General features: G+C 28.8%; 32 protein-coding genes and 2 tRNA genes. 22 read left to right on the forward strand and 12 right to left on the reverse strand.

Translation table 11 applies throughout. The annotated features are described in order from the left end of the window. The 7 genes from IX290_RS08240 to IX290_RS08265 form a co-directional block, all read right to left on the reverse strand. On the reverse strand, positions 1 to 801 hold an 801-nt coding region (locus IX290_RS08240; RefSeq protein WP_249168906.1), incomplete at its 3' end, for a site-specific integrase. A gap of 9 nt (positions 802 to 810) precedes the next feature. Further along, on the reverse strand, positions 811 to 1053 hold the full coding sequence (locus IX290_RS11650) for an Arm DNA-binding domain-containing protein (RefSeq protein ID WP_249168907.1): 243 nt from the start codon (positions 1051 to 1053) through the stop codon (positions 811 to 813). 2 nt (positions 1054 to 1055) lie between these two features. Then, positions 1056 to 1229, reverse strand: a complete 174-nt coding sequence (locus IX290_RS08245; protein WP_211492740.1) for a transcriptional regulator — start codon at positions 1227 to 1229, stop codon at positions 1056 to 1058. Position 1230: 1 nt separating this feature from the next. Next, on the reverse strand, positions 1231 to 1977 hold the full coding sequence (locus IX290_RS08250; RefSeq protein WP_211492741.1) for a helix-turn-helix transcriptional regulator: 747 nt from the start codon (positions 1975 to 1977) through the stop codon (positions 1231 to 1233). A gap of 174 nt (positions 1978 to 2151) precedes the next feature. Further along, positions 2152 to 2859: a phosphoadenosine phosphosulfate reductase family protein gene (locus tag IX290_RS08255; RefSeq protein WP_211492742.1), complete on the reverse strand. Its 708-nt coding sequence runs from the start codon at positions 2857 to 2859 to the stop codon at positions 2152 to 2154. A gap of 270 nt (positions 2860 to 3129) precedes the next feature. Then, positions 3130 to 4086 (reverse strand): recombinase RecT, encoded by a 957-nt coding sequence (locus tag IX290_RS08260; protein ID WP_211492743.1) that lies wholly within the window; start codon positions 4084 to 4086, stop codon positions 3130 to 3132. A 14-nt stretch (positions 4087 to 4100) separates the two neighbouring features. Next, positions 4101 to 4556 carry a class I SAM-dependent methyltransferase gene (locus tag IX290_RS08265; RefSeq protein WP_211492744.1) on the reverse strand — a complete coding sequence of 152 codons (456 nt, stop codon included), beginning with the start codon at positions 4554 to 4556 and terminating at the stop codon, positions 4101 to 4103. A gap of 74 nt (positions 4557 to 4630) precedes the next feature. Here IX290_RS08265 and IX290_RS08270 point away from each other — a divergent pair, with 74 nt between their 5' ends. Beyond that, entirely contained in the window at positions 4631 to 4879 is a 249-nt protein-coding gene (locus IX290_RS08270; RefSeq protein WP_211492745.1) for a hypothetical protein, read from the forward strand. Between the two features lie 30 nt (positions 4880 to 4909). On the opposite strand, the gene IX290_RS08275 is transcribed toward IX290_RS08270, so the two are convergent. The 4 genes from IX290_RS08275 to IX290_RS08290 all read right to left on the reverse strand — a co-directional run bounded on the left by IX290_RS08275 (position 4910) and on the right by IX290_RS08290 (position 6777). Next, on the reverse strand, positions 4910 to 6016 hold the full coding sequence (locus IX290_RS08275; RefSeq protein ID WP_211492746.1) for a lambda-exonuclease family protein: 1107 nt from the start codon (positions 6014 to 6016) through the stop codon (positions 4910 to 4912). A gap of 65 nt (positions 6017 to 6081) precedes the next feature. After that, positions 6082 to 6297 carry a hypothetical protein gene (locus IX290_RS08280; RefSeq protein WP_211492747.1) on the reverse strand — a complete coding sequence of 72 codons (216 nt, stop codon included), beginning with the start codon at positions 6295 to 6297 and terminating at the stop codon, positions 6082 to 6084. Between the two features lie 15 nt (positions 6298 to 6312). Beyond that, the gene (locus IX290_RS08285; RefSeq protein ID WP_211492748.1) at positions 6313 to 6573 is read right to left on the reverse strand and encodes a hypothetical protein; all 261 of its coding nucleotides are present in this window, start codon (positions 6571 to 6573) and stop codon (positions 6313 to 6315) included. 21 nt (positions 6574 to 6594) lie between these two features. Next, entirely contained in the window at positions 6595 to 6777 is a 183-nt protein-coding gene (locus tag IX290_RS08290) for a hypothetical protein (protein WP_211492749.1), read from the reverse strand. Positions 6778 to 7061: 284 nt separating this feature from the next. On the opposite strand from IX290_RS08290, the gene IX290_RS08295 reads away from it, so the two are divergent. The 7 genes from IX290_RS08295 to IX290_RS08325 all read left to right on the forward strand — a co-directional run bounded on the left by IX290_RS08295 (position 7062) and on the right by IX290_RS08325 (position 11210). Then, a complete protein-coding gene (locus IX290_RS08295) occupies positions 7062 to 7748 on the forward strand; it encodes a S24 family peptidase (protein ID WP_211492750.1) in 687 nt (228 codons plus the stop codon). 52 nt (positions 7749 to 7800) lie between these two features. Beyond that, entirely contained in the window at positions 7801 to 8736 is a 936-nt protein-coding gene (locus tag IX290_RS08300; protein WP_211492751.1) for a hypothetical protein, read from the forward strand. A 12-nt stretch (positions 8737 to 8748) separates the two neighbouring features. Beyond that, a complete protein-coding gene (locus IX290_RS08305; protein WP_211492752.1) occupies positions 8749 to 9522 on the forward strand; it encodes a hypothetical protein in 774 nt (257 codons plus the stop codon). A 179-nt stretch (positions 9523 to 9701) separates the two neighbouring features. After that, positions 9702 to 10460, forward strand: a complete 759-nt coding sequence (locus IX290_RS08310) for an SHOCT domain-containing protein (RefSeq protein WP_211492753.1) — start codon at positions 9702 to 9704, stop codon at positions 10458 to 10460. A 15-nt stretch (positions 10461 to 10475) separates the two neighbouring features. After that, positions 10476 to 10670 carry a hypothetical protein gene (locus IX290_RS08315; RefSeq protein WP_211492754.1) on the forward strand — a complete coding sequence of 65 codons (195 nt, stop codon included), beginning with the start codon at positions 10476 to 10478 and terminating at the stop codon, positions 10668 to 10670. A gap of 87 nt (positions 10671 to 10757) precedes the next feature. Continuing rightward, positions 10758 to 10961, forward strand: a complete 204-nt coding sequence (locus IX290_RS08320; RefSeq protein ID WP_249168908.1) for an XRE family transcriptional regulator — start codon at positions 10758 to 10760, stop codon at positions 10959 to 10961. 69 nt (positions 10962 to 11030) lie between these two features. Continuing rightward, the gene (locus IX290_RS08325) at positions 11031 to 11210 is read left to right on the forward strand and encodes a hypothetical protein (protein ID WP_211492755.1); all 180 of its coding nucleotides are present in this window, start codon (positions 11031 to 11033) and stop codon (positions 11208 to 11210) included. Between the two features lie 168 nt (positions 11211 to 11378). On the opposite strand, the gene IX290_RS08330 is transcribed toward IX290_RS08325, so the two are convergent. Further along, entirely contained in the window at positions 11379 to 11693 is a 315-nt protein-coding gene (locus tag IX290_RS08330; protein WP_211492756.1) for a YjcQ family protein, read from the reverse strand. A 90-nt stretch (positions 11694 to 11783) separates the two neighbouring features. Here IX290_RS08330 and IX290_RS08335 point away from each other — a divergent pair. From IX290_RS08335 to IX290_RS08400, 14 genes are all read left to right on the forward strand, one after another. Continuing rightward, a tRNA-Ser gene (locus tag IX290_RS08335) sits at positions 11784 to 11867 on the forward strand. Positions 11868 to 11947: 80 nt separating this feature from the next. Then, positions 11948 to 12007 (forward strand) — tRNA-OTHER (locus IX290_RS08340). 203 nt (positions 12008 to 12210) lie between these two features. Further along, complete coding sequence (locus IX290_RS08345; protein ID WP_211492757.1) at positions 12211 to 13050, forward strand: replication initiator protein A; 840 nt, start codon at positions 12211 to 12213, stop codon at positions 13048 to 13050. Then, positions 13051 to 13719, forward strand: coding sequence for a DUF6475 domain-containing protein (locus IX290_RS08350; RefSeq protein WP_211492758.1), 669 nt, complete (start codon positions 13051 to 13053; stop codon positions 13717 to 13719). 49 nt (positions 13720 to 13768) lie between these two features. Next, on the forward strand, positions 13769 to 14194 hold the full coding sequence (locus IX290_RS08355; protein WP_211492759.1) for a hypothetical protein: 426 nt from the start codon (positions 13769 to 13771) through the stop codon (positions 14192 to 14194). A 52-nt stretch (positions 14195 to 14246) separates the two neighbouring features. Continuing rightward, the gene (locus tag IX290_RS08360; protein WP_211492760.1) at positions 14247 to 14507 is read left to right on the forward strand and encodes a hypothetical protein; all 261 of its coding nucleotides are present in this window, start codon (positions 14247 to 14249) and stop codon (positions 14505 to 14507) included. A 1-nt stretch (position 14508) separates the two neighbouring features. Further along, complete coding sequence (locus IX290_RS08365; RefSeq protein WP_211492761.1) at positions 14509 to 14874, forward strand: hypothetical protein; 366 nt, start codon at positions 14509 to 14511, stop codon at positions 14872 to 14874. Next, positions 14871 to 15059, forward strand: coding sequence for a hypothetical protein (locus IX290_RS08370; protein ID WP_211492762.1), 189 nt, complete (start codon positions 14871 to 14873; stop codon positions 15057 to 15059). The genes IX290_RS08365 and IX290_RS08370 overlap by 4 nt, the downstream gene beginning before the upstream one ends. Continuing rightward, positions 15046 to 15219: a hypothetical protein gene (locus IX290_RS08375; protein WP_211492763.1), complete on the forward strand. Its 174-nt coding sequence runs from the start codon at positions 15046 to 15048 to the stop codon at positions 15217 to 15219. Before IX290_RS08370 ends, IX290_RS08375 begins: the two co-directional genes overlap by 14 nt. Before the next feature lie 112 nt (positions 15220 to 15331). After that, complete coding sequence (locus IX290_RS08380) at positions 15332 to 15505, forward strand: AbrB/MazE/SpoVT family DNA-binding domain-containing protein (RefSeq protein WP_211492764.1); 174 nt, start codon at positions 15332 to 15334, stop codon at positions 15503 to 15505. Between the two features lie 120 nt (positions 15506 to 15625). Continuing rightward, entirely contained in the window at positions 15626 to 15916 is a 291-nt protein-coding gene (locus IX290_RS08385) for a hypothetical protein (RefSeq protein ID WP_211492765.1), read from the forward strand. A gap of 1 nt (position 15917) precedes the next feature. After that, entirely contained in the window at positions 15918 to 16700 is a 783-nt protein-coding gene (locus IX290_RS08390) for a phage regulatory protein/antirepressor Ant (protein ID WP_211492766.1), read from the forward strand. Between the two features lie 145 nt (positions 16701 to 16845). Then, positions 16846 to 17292, forward strand: coding sequence for a type II toxin-antitoxin system antitoxin SocA domain-containing protein (locus IX290_RS08395; RefSeq protein WP_211492767.1), 447 nt, complete (start codon positions 16846 to 16848; stop codon positions 17290 to 17292). A gap of 5 nt (positions 17293 to 17297) precedes the next feature. Next, on the forward strand, positions 17298 to 17756 hold the full coding sequence (locus tag IX290_RS08400; protein ID WP_211492768.1) for an MAG6450 family protein: 459 nt from the start codon (positions 17298 to 17300) through the stop codon (positions 17754 to 17756). Positions 17757 to 17802 lie beyond the last annotated feature (46 nt).

Below are 17802 nucleotides of genomic sequence, written 5' to 3' on the forward strand. Positions count from 1 at the left end.
TAAAACATCAATCATATAATCATAAGAACTTCTATATAAATGGGAATAAATATTTAAAGTTGTTTCAATTTTTTCGTGCCCTAGTCTTGAAGCTATTGCTAAAATATTTACATTGTTATTTATTAAAAAACTTGCATGGCTATGTCGTAAATCATGTACTCTTATTTTTTTGACGTTTGCTTTTTTAGAATAAAGAGCAATATTTTTTTCAAAAGCATGTTTAGTAGAATTAAATAATCTAGTATCTTCCTCTGGAGAATATAATTTATTTAGGTAATCAGCAAGAAGCATAATACAATCATCAGATAAATCAATTGTTCTTATTGATTTAGGTGTTTTAGGAGCAGTAATCACATCTTCTCCATTTATTCTTTGATATGATTTATTTATTCTTAGAGTTTTTTTATCAAAGTCAATATCTCCAACTGTGAGTGCAAGTAGTTCGCCAATTCTTATACCTGTCCAAAATAATAAATAGAAACCAGTACTAATCATTGGTTTGTTATGTATGGCCTTATAAAATTTGTCAAATTCTTCAACAGTCCAGATATTCATTTCATGAGCATTCTTTTTCCCGATTGAACCAGCCTTGTGACATGGATTTTCTTTCAAATTGTGAAATTTTACGGCATAGTTGAATATAGCAACAAGCTGATTATTGATAGTTTTTATATATGTTTGGCTATATTTTTGACCGTTTTTTTCAGCATTGAGAATTATATTCTGCCATCTTCTGACTACTACTGGAGTTATTTCACTTATCTTTAATTTTTTAAAAAAAGGCAATATTTTTGATTCCATTATATTTTTTTAAGTTTCCAATGTATGTTTTCTGAGTCTATTTCTTATATCCTCCATATATAATTCGTATAAACTTTTAAAGGTCATATCAATATTTAGATCCAGTTTATTTAAAAATTCTCGCTCGTATTCTAATGCTTCTTTTTTAGTTGCAAATCCTCGTTTAAATGCTTGTTTTTTATTTCCTTCATAAGTTGTATAATAAAACCGGGAAATCCATTTCCCAGTTTTATTGTCTTTAGTGGCTGACATAGTTATTCACCTTCAATTCCAAGTTTTTTATACAAGAACTTTTTATTTACTCTCCCTCTGATTATAATATATCCCTTTTCTTTCATTTCTTCATTAACTTCTCGCATTATTTTATATGCAGTAGCAATACTGATATTACATATTTTAGCAACATCACCTACTTTTAATAATTCCATTTTACTCACTCCTATTATATTTTGTATATATTTCATCAAATTTTTTAAGACTTACTTTGCCTTTGACTATCTTATAATTATCTTCTTTCATGCTTTCATTTGCTATTTTTGAATATCTGTATATAAGACTTAGTTTAATATTGTATTTTTCTGTTAGTCTTTTTATAGGTACCAAATCTTTCACTTCTTTTTTATTTTGATTTTCCATTAAGGATCTATTAATCTGGAAGTCATGGAATAAGTAATTTAAGTTGTTAGTTTTTAAATAAGTTTCAAATTCTTTTTTATAGTTTTCTAAAGATATATTTAAAAACTTAAGTATGCTCTCCAGTATCTCCACAGTTATATTAAGATGTAAATTTTCATATGCCATTATACTACGAATAGATTTATCTATTCCAGCTGCTAATTCCTTTCTGGTAATTTTATTTTTTTCTCTAAGTTGTTTAATAAATATATTTATTATAGTATCATCTACGGATTCAGGAGTTAAAAAATTATCCAATTTTTTTAAAAATGCAGTTTGAGTGACTTCATTAATTAGAATATGATAGGCATCATCAAATAGTAAATACTGACATCTTCCACTTCTTTTTACTCCTAAGATATAAGAATAAAACTTATATAAACTAATGTCATTTAGCAGTCTTGTACATTCATTATTTTTATTTATTCCAAACTTTTGAGTACTTTCAATAAATTTCAAATCTATATTATTCTTTTTAAAGTAATACATTATTTTATCCATCTTTATACCTCTAATCTAGAATTAAAATAATATCTACCGGTTTTGTACTATCAATTCCTTTATATATTTCTATAATCATGTTAACCACCTTAAAATTTTTAGTTTTATATATTCAAATAAAGTAACTTCCATATACTCATAGCCGTCTAGTTTTTTTATTTTCATTATAACCTCCTAAAATATTTCTAATTGTTCTTCATTAAACCTCTTTTCCAATTCTTCCAGGGTATAATCTACCCGGAATTGTCTGTATGTTTGTGATTGCCACTTTTTCAACAACTCCCATTTTTCCGGATAGTACCTATAAAGTACTTCCAATTCTTTAAGAGATTTTAAAGGGCAACACCAGCATGAGACTCGACCAAGTTTTTTATATAATCCATTCCAGGTAAATCCTTTGCTGTAACAGTAATTTAAGGCATCAGCCTCAGTCATGCTCCATTCATTTAACGGGTATCTAATATTTTTTTCTTTATTCTTTTGTAACCTTTTTGTTTCATCAGCAGCAATTCCATGATATTCTATTATGTTGAAACCTTTATATTTTGTCTTTAAATAATTTTTTATAATTTGTTTTTTCAGTGCCTGAGTGCACCACCGATTTCTAAAGTCAGGCCATGAATAACCTTTTTGACCTTTATTTTTCCCTTTTGTTTTTACATGCTCAAACATATAATATTCAAAAGATTTTTCAGATTTTAAAACCGTAATTTTTCTTTTTATATATTTTTCTACTTGTTTTATATGCTCATACATCTCTGGGAACTCCATCCCAGTATCGATGAATATAATTTCATCGATTTTCATGCCTTTCTTCAGCATTATTAGTAACATCGCAGTGGAATCTTTTCCACCGCTGAAACTTACCACATGTTTTTCCATATCTTACCTATCCACAGCTTTATTAGCTTATGAATAGGCAACTGTTTTAACTTCCCATGCTATTTAATTAGCAGTTAAATAACGCAATTACAAACAGTTTTATGATTTGCTTATCATTATCACGAGACACTTTACGATTGTGGATTGCTAGTCTGTTGTAGTGCTAACTACTCATCTCTTTCAACCTTATTTGGAAGATATAGAAAACCTTATAAATATTGTCATTTTATCTCCTTTGAGTTGCCCTGGAAGAACTCCAGGGCTCTATTATTATTTTCCGTTGATTGCTATCTGTTTTAGTTCTTCGTATTGTTGAATGGTCATTTGCTCCAGGTTAGTAATGTTATACTGCTCCTTAGCAATTTTTACTATATCAAGCTTATTTCCTTCAGCTATCATCAAAAGAGTTTTTAGATCCTCAGCAGTTGGATTTTCAATTACTTCTCCAGTCTCTGCGTCTATTACATCAATTTGGTTATCATCTACTGTTTCAGCTTCCTTAACTTCATTCATGTTATTGTTATCAGCCACAAAAGTCTTTTCATCTTTTGCAACATTTTCAAGGAACTCGACACTAACTGGAAGCCATTTCAATAACTTTTTAACCACTGTTTTATGTGCCATAGCCTCAAAGTCAGTTTTCCAAGGTCCGTTATTATAAGTTTTACTGAACTTTTTCCCATGTGCTTCAATTTCTTGTTTAGTCATAAATTCAAAGGCTGTTGTATCATCCTTTAAAATAGCTACACAATAGCATCCAATCATTTCTCCTCTGTCTGCATCTAGTTTTGGTTTATGTTTTAAATCTCTTCTTAATCCATACACCATTTCAAATTCATCATTAGAATAAACACTGTAAGCATATATATCCTTAAGTTGTCCACTTCTTCTTAAAAGCTCTATCATACCCTTGTAACTGATTTGAAATTGGCATTCTCTTCCATATGGAATAAGATAACATTGACCTAAAATTCCAGGTTCAAGTCCTAGCTGAGCCGAAGTCATTAATGCTCCGAGCAAGCTCTCTTGTGTGCATTGTGCCAGCTTAGGATTCTGTCTTATTGTTGTTATTGCTATTCTTGTAAATCTCTCACTGTTAATGTGTTTAGGAAGTGCAGCAGCGAACTGCTTTTCTCCTGCCTTTACTACGTCAAATATTGTTCTCTCTTTTCTTTCAGTTGTAACAGCTCCTTTAAGGCTGTTCTTTGCTACTTTAGTTTCTGCCATTTTATTTATCCTCCTTAATCTTTTATAAATACAAGCCAGTGAGTTTTAGCTCTTTTATTTCCAAATAGTGCTTTTCTATCTGTTAATTTTAAAATCTCGGCCAGTTTTATTTGCTCTTCATTCCATTTGAATATTAGAATTCCATCTTCTTTCAAAACTCTAAAGCATTCTTTAAATCCTTGTCTTAGATCTTCTTTCCAATTTTCATTTAATTGGCCATATTTTTTAGCCAACCAACTATTGCTACCAACTTTTAATAAATGTGGAGGGTCAAATACAACTAATCTAAAAGTCTTGTCTGAAAATGGGATATTTCTAAAATCTCCTATAATATCTGGTTTAATTTCAAGTTTTCTTCCATCACATAATGTATCTTCAAAATCTCTATTATCCATATACACTGTATCATCTCTATTTTTATCAAACCAAAACATTTTTGACCCACAACATACATCTAATATTTTTTTCATTAATTCACCTTTAGTTTTTTTTATTGATATTTTGTTATATAATAATTATTGTAGAGGGGAGAAAGGAGATTTTGATGTTTAAACAAAAAGTTAAATGTGTTAATGAATCAAAAATACATTTATCTCCAGATGAAAAAATCTTATTTCTTAAAGCATCTATTGAACAATGCGAAAAAAATATATATGATCTAAGTAAAAAAATGTTGAACAAAACTATTTATACAAATGATGATACAATTTCTGTTTCAGACACTAAACTTTTAAATGACCTAAAAAAAGAATTAGCTTCATTACAGAAAGAGTTACAATCTTTAGAAAAATAATTTTAAAAGTATCCCCTCTACATTTTTAATCTATTTAGAAGTTGTTATTTTAAGATAACTTGATGACTTTATTGTCGTATACTGTTCTTCTAATGTCTTAACCTGCTCTATTAAATCTCCGTGATCCCTTTCTAATGCCTTTTTATCAACTGACTTTCTATTGGTAGTCACTATTGTGAATTTATAAGCTCCAGCTTTGGCTTTCTTGCAAGATTTATTATTCATTTCAAGAAGTATCTCTTGTTCTTTAAGTTTTAGTTCCTTTTCCAAGGCTGCTATTTGTTCCTTTAAGTCCTTATACTCGGAAGCCTTATCAGTTAGGTCATCAAGCTCAATAATCTCGTCATTCTCTTTTTCAGCTCTTTCAAGTAAATACTTTGAATAACTATCAGAGCCATCTAACATTGGTGGAATTGATTTCATAACATGATTATTCCAGAAGTTAGTTGCTGTATTTTTTATAAGCTCAGCATCATCAAGATCTCTTTCAATGTAGAATTCTCTATAATCATTTCCACCTATCAGACAAGCAATGTATGCATAAGATAATCCTGTCACGAATAGATAGTGTTGTACCTGAGCATAATATGACTGGGGGACTGTCTCTCCTTCCCATTCTGATTTATTGTATTCACTTGTTGTCTTTAGTTCTAACACTCCATATCTATCTCTTGCTGGGTCATATATCATTCCATCCACATTAGCCACACAGACACCTCGTTTTATTGTGTAAGGAACTGTATAACATTTTAGTTCTTGATGTCTCTCAGCAAACTCTTCAAAAACAACTTTTTCCAGCTTATGACCAAAGTGAGTAAATCTGTTATCAATACCTTTATTACCTTGTGTTTTATCGAGATATACATCTATTGCACTCTTCCATTTATTAACACCTAATAAAGCACCTATATCACTACCACCTATTCCTAATGCTCTCAGCTCATGCCATTTTTCTTCATTTTCATATGAGTAAATATCAACTATTGGTGGCACTATTTTTTCTACATCTGATAAAGTAAGTTCTTCTTTTTCTTCTTTAGTTTTATTGATTAGTTCTTCTAATTCTGCTTTTCTTAATCTACTATAACCTTTTAATCCAAGTTCTTTTGCTACTTCTCTAAGTTCCTTAACTGTCATTTTCTCCACCTCTTTTTAAGTTTTTGACAAGGCTCCCAGAGTTTGCTGGAAGCTATGTTAAAAATTTAAGATTTTTTTATTTTCAATTTTTCAAATAGCTCATCAATGTCTTCAGTTTCTACTCTCTTTATTACATCTCCTTGTGCATTTTCTATAATTGCTTCAAACCTTTGTGGTATTTTATTTGAACATGCTATAAATAATTCTTTTCCCCTATTAAGTGGCACAAGTTCAAAGTTTCCAGCCATCAAATTTTCTTTCATTGCTTTTATTGATTTCATATTCTCCTCCTAGCTTTAAATCACTTCAACAGGTATATCTGTATAAACATCTATGAAATTCCCAGCTCCTGCAATTAATGTAAATTTATAATTATAACCTGATTCAAACTTACTTGTTTTTCCTGGTCTTATTAAAAATTGATATTTCCCTATTGCTCTTCTAAGTAAATTAATTGGAAAACCAACCACAGCTGTTGTTTCTATGCCTTTATTTAATATTTGATTCAAAGTTATAGTATTTAGTGTGTTATTTTTCAAAAGAACTTTATCCATCATCTTTAATCACTCCTATTTGTTTTATAAAAATAATTCTTGTTCTTTGTCTGCTTTATGACTCTTTCCATCAAATGTGTATGTGTCACATATACCGCCGTTAAACTCAACCAATAATATTCTTTGTTTCTTAAGTATCTTTTTTATCTTGCCTTTGCCTCTCTTTGTGCTCCACACTTCAGAGCCTATTTTTAATTTTCCAAACATTTTTTACCACTCCTATAATCTCTTTAAACTTATAAATGTTACTTCGTTAGCTTTCTTTCCAAGTTTTTCCAATGTTTTAATTAAGTTTTTTAATTCGTTTAGTGTCATATAAAAATCTCCTTTTTCTACATTTTTGTAGATTAAGTATTTAAAAAAATTTGTTTATTTCTATTTATATTAAAATTCTACAACTTTGTAGAAAGAAAGTCAAATTTTATTTTACTTTTTTGTAGAATTTTTTAGGAAAGACTATTATAATGTAATTAAAAAGGAGGTTTATATGTATGGAAGAACAAAAAGAAGTAGCTAAATACATAGAAAACTTTATGCAAAAGACACAGTATAAGCTTGAAGTAATAGCTAATATGACAGGAGCTTCATTATCTTCTGTTGGACATTATAAAACAGGAAAAAGAACACCTAAAGATGACTTTATAGATAAGTTTATAGAAGTCTTTAATTTAGATAGAGAAGAAAGTGAAAAATTAAAACTGGCTGTTGCATTAGATAGGACACCAGATGAAATAAAAAAGAAACTAGAAAGTATTCCTAATATAAAAAAAATAGATGATTCTTTAATACGTATTCCAGTCATGGCAGTTGCATCTGCTGGAAATGGTTGCCTTAATTTTTCAGAAAGCACTAAATCAATTATGATAAGAAAAAATGGTTTTGATGATAACTGTTACCTGATAGAAGTTTCAGGTAACTCAATGGAACCTCTTATCCAGGATGGAGCTTATATTGTTGTTGATCCTCGTGAAATAGATATCGTAGATGGGAAAATATATGTATTAGATCTTGATGGTCAGACATATATTAAAAAGGTAGTGAAGAATGAACAGCTAAAAATGATTATATTGAAGAGTATAAATCCTCAGTATGATGATATTTATGTAACTGAAGAGATGCTGGAGAGATTCAGTATAAAGGGTAGAGCTGTTAAATTTATATTAGAGGGGAAGTTGTAAAATTACCTAAATAGTATTATTTTATACTAATTTTGTAGAAGGAGAAATATTTATGAAAGGGAAAAAATTTATAAAAGCAGTAAATTTTAATTGTGTTTTTGGTGAAAACAACGAACCAATGTTAAAAGAATTCAATAGAATCGTGTTTCCAGCTTTTAAAAACGGAAGACAAGAAAAATCAAGGTCAATTGTAAAAAAGTTAATGTTTCATGAAGTTAAAATCTTTAAAAGTGAGTTGGGTTATTGTCTTTATGGAAAAATTATAAAAGATATTTCGTTGATAATTGAAAATCAATTAGATTCAAAAGGTAATTTGATACAAGTAAATAAAGAAGTTGATAGTGCACCATATAGTGAATTTATTTTAATTCTAGTAAATCATAAAATGTTATATATTCCAAGTCAACCTGGTAGTCCTACCTTAAGTGATTTTAAAAGTTTAATAAAGCATAGCATGAAAAATATAATTAAAGTTAATGACATTAGAGAAGATAAAAAATTATTAAAATTTGAATTAGATATATTTGAAATCCCAGAAGAAATAACTTTGAAAAATAAGTTAAAATCAGTTGAAGTTGTTGATTATTTTAAATTTCAGATTAAAGCTCAAAACTCTATACTTTTTGATGACAAATATATAGCTAATCTAGAAAATGAAAGAAAAGAATTAGGTGCTAAAAATATAGAACAAAAAATTGATAAACCTACAAATTTAGAAAAAATAAAACAAACTATTTTAACGTTAAAAGATATGGCATGCTATACATTGAGAGCAAAATTTAAAGATAAGGAATGGGAAACAATAAAAAATTCTACTTATGTTAAAATAATCGAATATTATTTTGATGAATCGAATTCTGATAATGAAAATATTAAGGAAGCAGTGAATCAAGTTGCTAAGGCAGAAAAGAGATTATCTGAAATTGACGAGCACAATAAAATAGTTTATAATGAAACTGAAGAGCAGATAAAAAAACTTTGTAAATAATGAGGTGAAAAAATGGAAACAGATGTTCTAAAAAGAAATTTTCGACAAAAAATTAAAATAATTTTTAAATTATATATTAGGGCAGCTGTAGTTTTCATATTTATTTATATTTTGCTTTTTTTCTTAGAACAATTGCTCATAAAAGGAGAATATAAGCAAATTTTTTTCTTGCTTTTCGGACATAAAAAAAATATATTAGAATTACTAGTTACAAATTTTAAGAGTATATCACTATTTTTTATTGGAATTGTTATAGCAAGTTATTCAATCATACAAGCATTACTAGATGAAGAAGTTTTGAAAGAATTGACAAAATCAATTAATAATCAAACATCAAAGTTTACTGAAATAAATATCTACTTTTATTCCTATGTAGTTTTATTATTGATTGGAATAGCATTTAATGGTGGTATTGAAATTCTCTTGAAAATGGAAAAAGAATTGATTTTTTTCGATTTTTTTAATTTTACAAATAACTTCAAAAACCTTATTTTTAAAATATTAATTGCTTTTGAAATTGCTTTTATCTGTTCGATAGGATATGAATTTATGATTTTTGTAAGAAATTTATATGACATTTTTAAAGTATCAACATATATAAAAATGACAAAGCCAATGACAGTAACTGAAAAAATTGTTTTTATAAATTCATATTTATTTGATAAAAAGTTTTTAAAAACTATAAACGCAGAATTAACTAAGGAATCATACAATAAAATGAAACTATTAATAGGAAAAGATTTTACTTTAGATGAAGCAGTGAAATTTATTAATGAGAAAAAATAATTTTTTTTATTAATATTGATAAAAATAGAAATTCAATAAATAAGAATTAGTACAGATGCCACCCACGTTGGTGGCTTTTTTAATTGACTTTTGTTATATCAAAGAATATAATATTTATAATTAGAAGTTAATGTAATTTTTTAGTATATGCTATAAAATAATAACTAGGGGGAGATGTTATGTTTGGATTTGGAAAAAAAGAGAAGTGCTCAATTTGTAACACAGAAGTAACAAAAAAGAAGTTGGCAGATGGTTATATATGCAATAAATGTATAGCTGCATGTGGAAATTATATCGATATAACAAAAGGAACAGAAATATATTCTAAAGATGAGATAGAATATTTCATAAAGAAAGCGAAACAAGATCAGGAAGATATATCTAAGTTTAAAGCTACAAGAAAAGTTGGAAAATATATAGAATTTGATGATGATAAAAAGAAATTTTTAATACCTAAAAAAATGTTTATTCCAGCTCTCATTTATGACTATAATGAAATTTCAGAATTTGAGTTGATAGAAGATGGAGAAACTGTTTCAAAGGGTGGACTTGGTAGGGCAATTGTAGGTGGAGCTCTATTGGGAGGAGTTGGAGCTATTGTAGGTGGAGTGACTGGAGGTAAAAAAACAAAAACTATTATTAAAAATTTAGCAATTAAAATAGTTGTGAGTAGAAAGTCTAATCCAGTTATAACAATTCCATTATTAATCGCTGAAACCAAGAAAGATTCTTTTGTATACAGAGCAGCAAAACAAGAAGCAGATGAGATTTTAGCTATTTTAGGGAATATAACAAAATCTGATACAAAAGAAGAAGTTGTTGAATCACATGAAATATCTGTAACTGATGAAATTCGTAAATATAAAATATTACTTGATGAAGGGATATTAACTCAAGAAGAGTTTGAAGCTAAGAAAAAACAACTATTAGGAATATAAATTGGAAGTGAAAATATGAAAAAATATCTGATTTTACTTATTATTACTTTTTCAACTGTTATTTTTGCAGCTCAAAAAGTATATGTTACACCGAAAGGGAAAAAATATCATTCAACTAAAAGTTGTAAAACATTATCTAGAAGTAAAAGAATAATAGAAATAGACATATCTAAAGTTGGAAGTAGAAAGCCATGTAAGGTATGCAACTAATTAAAAGAGCCTAAGGGCTCTTTTTTAAATCAAATATTATTTGACTTTTTTACTACAAAAATGTAGAATATAAAAGAGGTGAGTTTCTTGAAAATTTTAAGAATACTTGAAGAAAAAAAGAAAAAGAAAGAAATTAAATATATAGATATAGCAGTAGCATTAAATATTACTAAACAATGTTTTTATTGGCATTTAAAGAATTTGAAAAAAGGGAGAATTAGTTTTTCAGTTGAACAAATAAAAAAAATATGTCAGTTTTTGAATGAAGATATTTCAAATTTTTTTGAATAACTATTCTACAAATAAGTAGAAAAAATAATTGAAAAGCTGAATCTTATTTATAATTATTAAGGAGGTGTCATGAACAACAATATTAAAATCTATAAGTCTAATGGAATTGCTACAAAAGTTGAAATAAATGGACAGATAATTGCTGGAATAAAAAATGTAAAAATAAAAAATGACTACACTCCAAAGATGTCAGAAGAAAGTGTAGTTATTGAACTGACTGATGTATTGCTCGAGGTTAAAAATGTATGAATATGATTTAAAGGAATTAATAAGAATTGTAAGCTCAATGAATCAGGAAGAATGGGATAGCTTCAAGAGTTTCATAGATCATAAGTTTAAATTTACTGGACATGTAGAAAATAATACTTTGACCTATGACACTCTTAAAACATTTTTTATTAATATTAAAAAATCTGTTTAAATGCCTGGTATCCAACCTTTGATTTCTTTCAAGGTTTTGTATGCTTTTTTCATCATTGAATTTTCTTCTAAAAATTGGTATCCAGCAGTTGTTAAATGAGCATTAATAGATTTGAAACCACTCATACCTGGAAAGATCTTAATTCCAGTGATTAATCTTTCATCCAAAGCATTGGATAAGATGATTTGTAGTTCTTTGTCAGTGATACCAAGTTTTTCAGATGAAAAAAGAGAGTAATTAAATTTGTCCTGTGAGGAACAATAATCAATAAGTTTTAAAACCTGATACATGGAAACAAAATAATTTTTCAAATGTTTTCCTCCTTTCTTAAGTAAATATGTTGTAGCAAATATATTATAACTTTTTGGAGGATAGATAACAACCCTCACAAGAGGGAGTATGGAAGATTAGTCTAATTGGTAAGACGATAGTTTGCTAAACTATTGGCCACAGCCTTACAGGTTCAAATCCTGTATCTTCCGCCAAAAGATGCCAACGCTTTTGCAGTTTCCTAAGAATATTTTTTAGAGAAACGGGGTATGTCCCTTAGGCAAGAGCTTTTTATGGGAGTGTAGCTCAGATGGCTAGAGCTTAAAGGTCGCAAGTTCGAGTCTTGCCATTCCCCATTTTTCATAATCTTTCCCAATATGTTAGTTTTTTGGTAAGGTTTGGCAGTTTATCCTTAAAACTGCCATCAATTTAAATTTTTAGTTTTATACCTGTTTATCATTTCTAAAGCCACCAGATCTAAACTTCGGAAATGGTAGACAGACATAAGATTAAAAATAGGGGGACCTGGTGGCACAGATCCTCGAGGAGGATAAAAAAATGAGAACTATGACAAGTACTGATTTAGAAAATCTTGACTATTATCAAGTGCCGAAATGGTTAATGAGGATGTTTCTTTCTGGGGAAATAACAGCAGGAGGATTTAAAACTTACACTTTAATGTATAACAGATTAAGAATATCTGCTAAAAATGGCTGGGTTAATGCTGAAGGAGAAGTTTATATCAAATATTCTTATAATGAAATGGTAAGTGATTTGAAGTGTAATAGCAAAACTACAGTTTCTAATAATATCAAAGAACTATTAAAATTAGGTATGATAGTACAGAAGAAAAAATTTAATGCAAGTAGTTGTTATTTTTTAACTGTTTATGACGGTGAAAAAATTACTAATAATGAAAGTACAAAAGATTATACTAGTACAGAAGATTGTACTACTACAAAAAATTGTACTACCATTAGTACAGAAGATTGTACTTACACTAGTACAGAAAACTGTACTCACAGTAGTACAGAAAACTTGTACGCTAGTAATAACAACAGAGTAAGAATAACTAAGAGTAAGAATAACTTTAGTAAAAACAACATAGGGGACCAATTACAAAATGAAAACATAGGTTCTGATTTGAAAGAAAAAATAATTGAATACATAGCATACAGAAAAGAAATTAAAAAACCAATTAAAACTTACAAGGTAATATCTGGAATTATAAGCAGAATTGGGAAAGACTTTAAGGATGAGAAACACTTGATACTTAGCATAGATTATTCTATGTCTAATCAATGGCAAGGAGTATTTCCTGCAGTTATCAAACAACAAAACAATATACAAAAGGAAAGCATAGCTCAAAAATATTTAAAAAATAAGAGGTTGATGTAAATGACAATGGATATTTTTATGCAGGGAATAGTATTGATTGAGACTGTTGTACAAGCTAGTAAAGGAGATAAATATAGCCCATTCACAGAACAACAGTTAACAGTATATAAAACATTACTTGATGATATACCTGATGATATGTTCGTTATAGGCATAACAAATCTTTTAAAATCAAGAGTTTATGCTAATTTACCTACACCTGCTGAAATTAGAGAATTTTGTCTTGGAATGAAAGATAATCAGATTCAGGTCAGAGTTTTAGAAGCACAAAATAAAATAAAAAAAGCTATTGGGACTGTTGGAACATATAATTCAGTCGCTTTTGATGATCCTATAATCCATTTAGCGATTAGAGATTTAGGTGGTTGGGTAAAGCTTGGAACTATGCAAATAGATGATTTTGAAAATTATCTAAAATGGGATTTCCCAAAAATCTATAAAGCATATGCTAGTCGTAAAAATTCGGAAATTCCGACAAGATTTGTCGGAGTCGGAAGAGATGAACGAAATATTGTGTACATTGGGAATGAGGAAAGAGCTAAAAAGTGGATCCTAGCTTATGAAAATAAGCAACTTGGATATGCTAATTCTTATGAAAATGTTGATAAATTAGCTTTGAAGGAAGAGTATGAGAAAAAGCAAAGAGAATTTCTTGAATGGATGGCTTAAAAAGAATTATCAAGTAAAGGTCATCAATAAAATGTTAGGAGGAGAGAAAATGGCACAATCAACAAAAGATATGTTAAAGCATGAAATAACTGTACTTCAGGAGAGCTTAGGAGTTCACTTTATAAGCACTAGAAAAATAACAAGTATCAAATCAGCAAGAGAAGCATTGATTAATATAGTTAAAAAATATAAAACTCCACATGCTGATGTAACAAATGAATTATTGACAGAAAACAAGATGCTTAAATATAAGCTTTGGAACACTGAGAAAGTAACAAAGAAACAGCAGGATGAAATAATAAATCTTAAAACTAAACTAAATAAATTAGCATCTGAAAACATCAGATTGAATGAAATTAGTGGATCACATAAAAACATTATAAAAATACTCAAGCAGGACAGACAAGACTTATTAATAGCTAACCAAGTGTTAAGAAACTCAAACAAGTCTTGGTGGACTAGAATCTTTGGATAGTAAAAAATGAACCTGTCGGAAATATTGACAGGTTCAAAATTTAGGAGGAGCAATGGATTTAAATAAGCTAAATGATTATGAATTCAAAGAAACCTTGAAAGGTCAATACGACAAAATAGTCGAAGAGATAAATGAATTCTATGTTGAATGTGTTAAAGGTGATAGGAAAAGACAGATAGAAGAAGGACTTGATGTCATTACTTCTATGTTGAATTATTTAAAAAAGGTTGGAATAACTGACAGTGACTTCAAGATGCATATTGAGAAGCTGGAAAGATATAAAAATACAAAATATGAATTAGGCGGTGAATGAAATGATATTTATATCTGGTAATGTACCCAGCAGCAAGAATTCCAAACAATGGACCGGGAAATGCTTAATCAACAGCAAAACAGTTCAGAAATATCTTAAATTACATGCTTATCAGTTTCAGCTTCCAAGAAATAGAAATGAATTTAAGCATAAACTGGAAGGTAAAGAAAAACCTTATAAAATTGGTTTTTACTTTGTAAGAGATAGCAAACGAAGGTTTGACTATATAAATGCTTGTCAGTTGCCTTGTGATCTGATGGTTAAACTTGGTTGGATAGATGATGATAACTGCGACGAAATTATCCCTGTCTTTTTGGGATATGAGGTGGATAAGAATAATCCAGGAGTGAGGATAGAGGTTTTATGAAATATAGATGTGATAGTTGTGGAAAATTTATTGGGGAAATAAAAAGGTTAAATTGCTGGATGTTCACAAAATCCAAAAGATTGGAATTGGAAGGAGATAAGCTATTAGTCACTTGTAAGTGTGGACATGTTCAGAAGATAGATTTGAAAGATTATGAGGAGAGTGTGGAAAATGAAGAAATATAAAAGACAGATAACATTGATAGGAATTAATGGAGATAAAATTCTAGTAACTGAAATATCAGATAATAAAACGGCAGTAGATATTGGTAAAATGGTTTCTTTTCTCCCACTTGGAATAGACCAGAGCATAGAGTTTATGAGAAAGATAGGACTAATAAAATAAATATCCTTCCTAAAGCAACTATTTGCGGAGTTTGTGCAGTAAAATAAAAAATAGTTGACACGTCCCGTTATAAGTGGTATCATTAACTAACGGGACGTAAAAGGAGAATACTATGGAAAAAAGAGAGCTTACAATTTCTTTTAGTAAAAGTGGAGCTGGTAATTTCTCGCCTAGAATAACTTTGCCAAAAAAATGGATTGATAAAATGGAAATTTCTCAAGAACAAAGACAAGTAGAAGTTATTTTTAACGAGGATACCAAAGAAATAATTATTAAAAAGAAATAAAAAAGCTCCCATTAGTACTCTTACGAGTTCTAACAGGAGTTTTTAAGTAGTACAATACTACCCTAGCAAGTATATTGTACTACACTAACTCCGAAAATACAAGTTTTAGGAGGAAAATATATGTTATCAGAAGATGCAGGATTAATTCTGGATTTTATTGAAGAGTGCAGAACTCAGCTTATGACAAAGGATGATTATCATGAGGCAACTGAAAAAATGTATAAAAAGCTTTATGAAATCCAGGATGTATTGAAAGGAACAAAAGAGGGAGAAAAACTCTTTAATGATCTGGAGCAACTTATTTATGAAACTATAAGTCTTGCCAAGACAACCTATTTTGAATATGGAGAAAATTATTCAGCAGTTGCTCAGGAAAGATTTATGAAGAGTATTGATAAGGAGGTATTGTAGTATGAATGAATTAACAGTAATAGTGGAAAATGTAAATGGGATTTTAGTTACAACAAGTAATAGAGTGGCAGAAGAATTAGGTGTTCAACATAAACATTTACTAGAGAAAATTGATGTTTATGTTAATAAATTTAGCTCAGCCGAAACTTCGGCTCAGTTCTATATCCCTAGTAATTACAAAGATAGAAGTGGGAAAGCAAACAGAAACTATTTAATCACTAAAAAAGGAATAGCACAACTGATAGGTGGATATAGTGCAGCAGTCCCAAAAGCATTTGATTTGAATGTGGCTTATATCAATCGGTTTGAAGAGATGGAAAAACAACTTCAAGGACAGTTCAAAGTTCCAACTAGCTTTAAAGAAGCATTACAACTTGCACTAGAACAACAGGAAAAAATAGAAGCTATGGCATTAGAGAATAAAATAAAAAATCAACAGATAGCAGAGTTAAAACCTAAGGGAACTTATTATGACTTAGTTCTGCAATGTAAAAACTTACTTAGTATTACAGTAATAGCTAAAGACTATGGGAAAAGTGGTCAATGGTTAAATGAAAAATTGCATGAATTAGGGGTTCAATATAAGCAAGGGAACGTCTGGCTATTGTATCAAAAATATGCAGATAAAGGATACACACAAAGTAAAACTCAACCAATAACAAGAAGTACAGGACTGGATGTAGTACTTCATACATATTGGACACAAAAAGGAAGATTGTTCATCTATGAACTTCTGAAGAGTGTTGGAATTTTACCCAATATAGAAAAGGAAAACGTAGCATAACCTAATGTATAAAATATAGTCCCCAGTAGAAATATTGGGGATTTTTTACTTGTTATAATATCAGTTATGTAAAATATTACTTGACAACATGTCCTCATTTCTTTATACTTTCTTTAGAAAGTATAAAGAAATGAGGAGGTATAAAATGTATTCGATTTTTTGTATTGCAAACTGGTTTTTAAGCAAAGAGGCAATGACTCCTAAAAAATTACAAAAATTATGTTATTATGCACAAGCATGGAATTTAGCTCTATGCAATAAAAGATTAATAAATAACGATTTTCAAGCGTGGATTCATGGACCTGTTTGCCCAGATTTATATCGTAGATATAAAAATTATGGTTGGACTTTAATAAATCAAGAAGATTTATCCTCTTGTTCTGAACAACTTCGAGCAGAAGATATAAATTTGCTTGAAAGTGTTTGGACAACTTATGGAGCATATGATGGTCAACAGTTAGAAAGTTTAACTCATTCAGAAACCCCTTGGATTAATGCTAGAGCAGGATTAGGAATGTGGGAACAATCTCAAAATATAATTTCAGATGAAGATATGAGAAGTTTTTATTTATCAATATATATTGGTGATTAACAAATATGAAAAAAAAGAGAAACAAAAATAAAAAATCATCTGAGATAAAGGATTTAAAAAATGTTAAAGGAAAGATATTAACAAATATACAAAGTAATATAGAAAAGAAAGTTGAACCTTTAACAGTTGTCCCTAATATTGATCATAATTATGATATTTCTTTTCAGCTTTATGAAGAAAACTATCAACAAGTTAGACTAAAAGATTTATCACGAAGCCAGTTAAAGGACTTTAATAACTTAATTTTAGAAGTAATAAAATGCAAAACTTATGAGGAGTTTTCTAGAATAAATAGAGGTAAAACTAACCCTGACAGAAATAGTAAATTATACTGTCATAAATTTAAAGAACAGATTATTCATATTGGAAAAAGTAGAAATCCATTTCGTTTACATGGTTTGTTATATGACACTTCTTTTAAAATCATATGTATTGACCCAAAGCATGAAGTAAATAAAGAATAAAGTAGCTGTTATAAATCAATGATTTTATTCCATTGATTTTCAACAG

Origin of the sequence: Fusobacterium sp. DD2 (assembly GCF_018205345.1) — a bacterium.
Taxonomy (GTDB): domain Bacteria; phylum Fusobacteriota; class Fusobacteriia; order Fusobacteriales; family Fusobacteriaceae; genus Fusobacterium_A.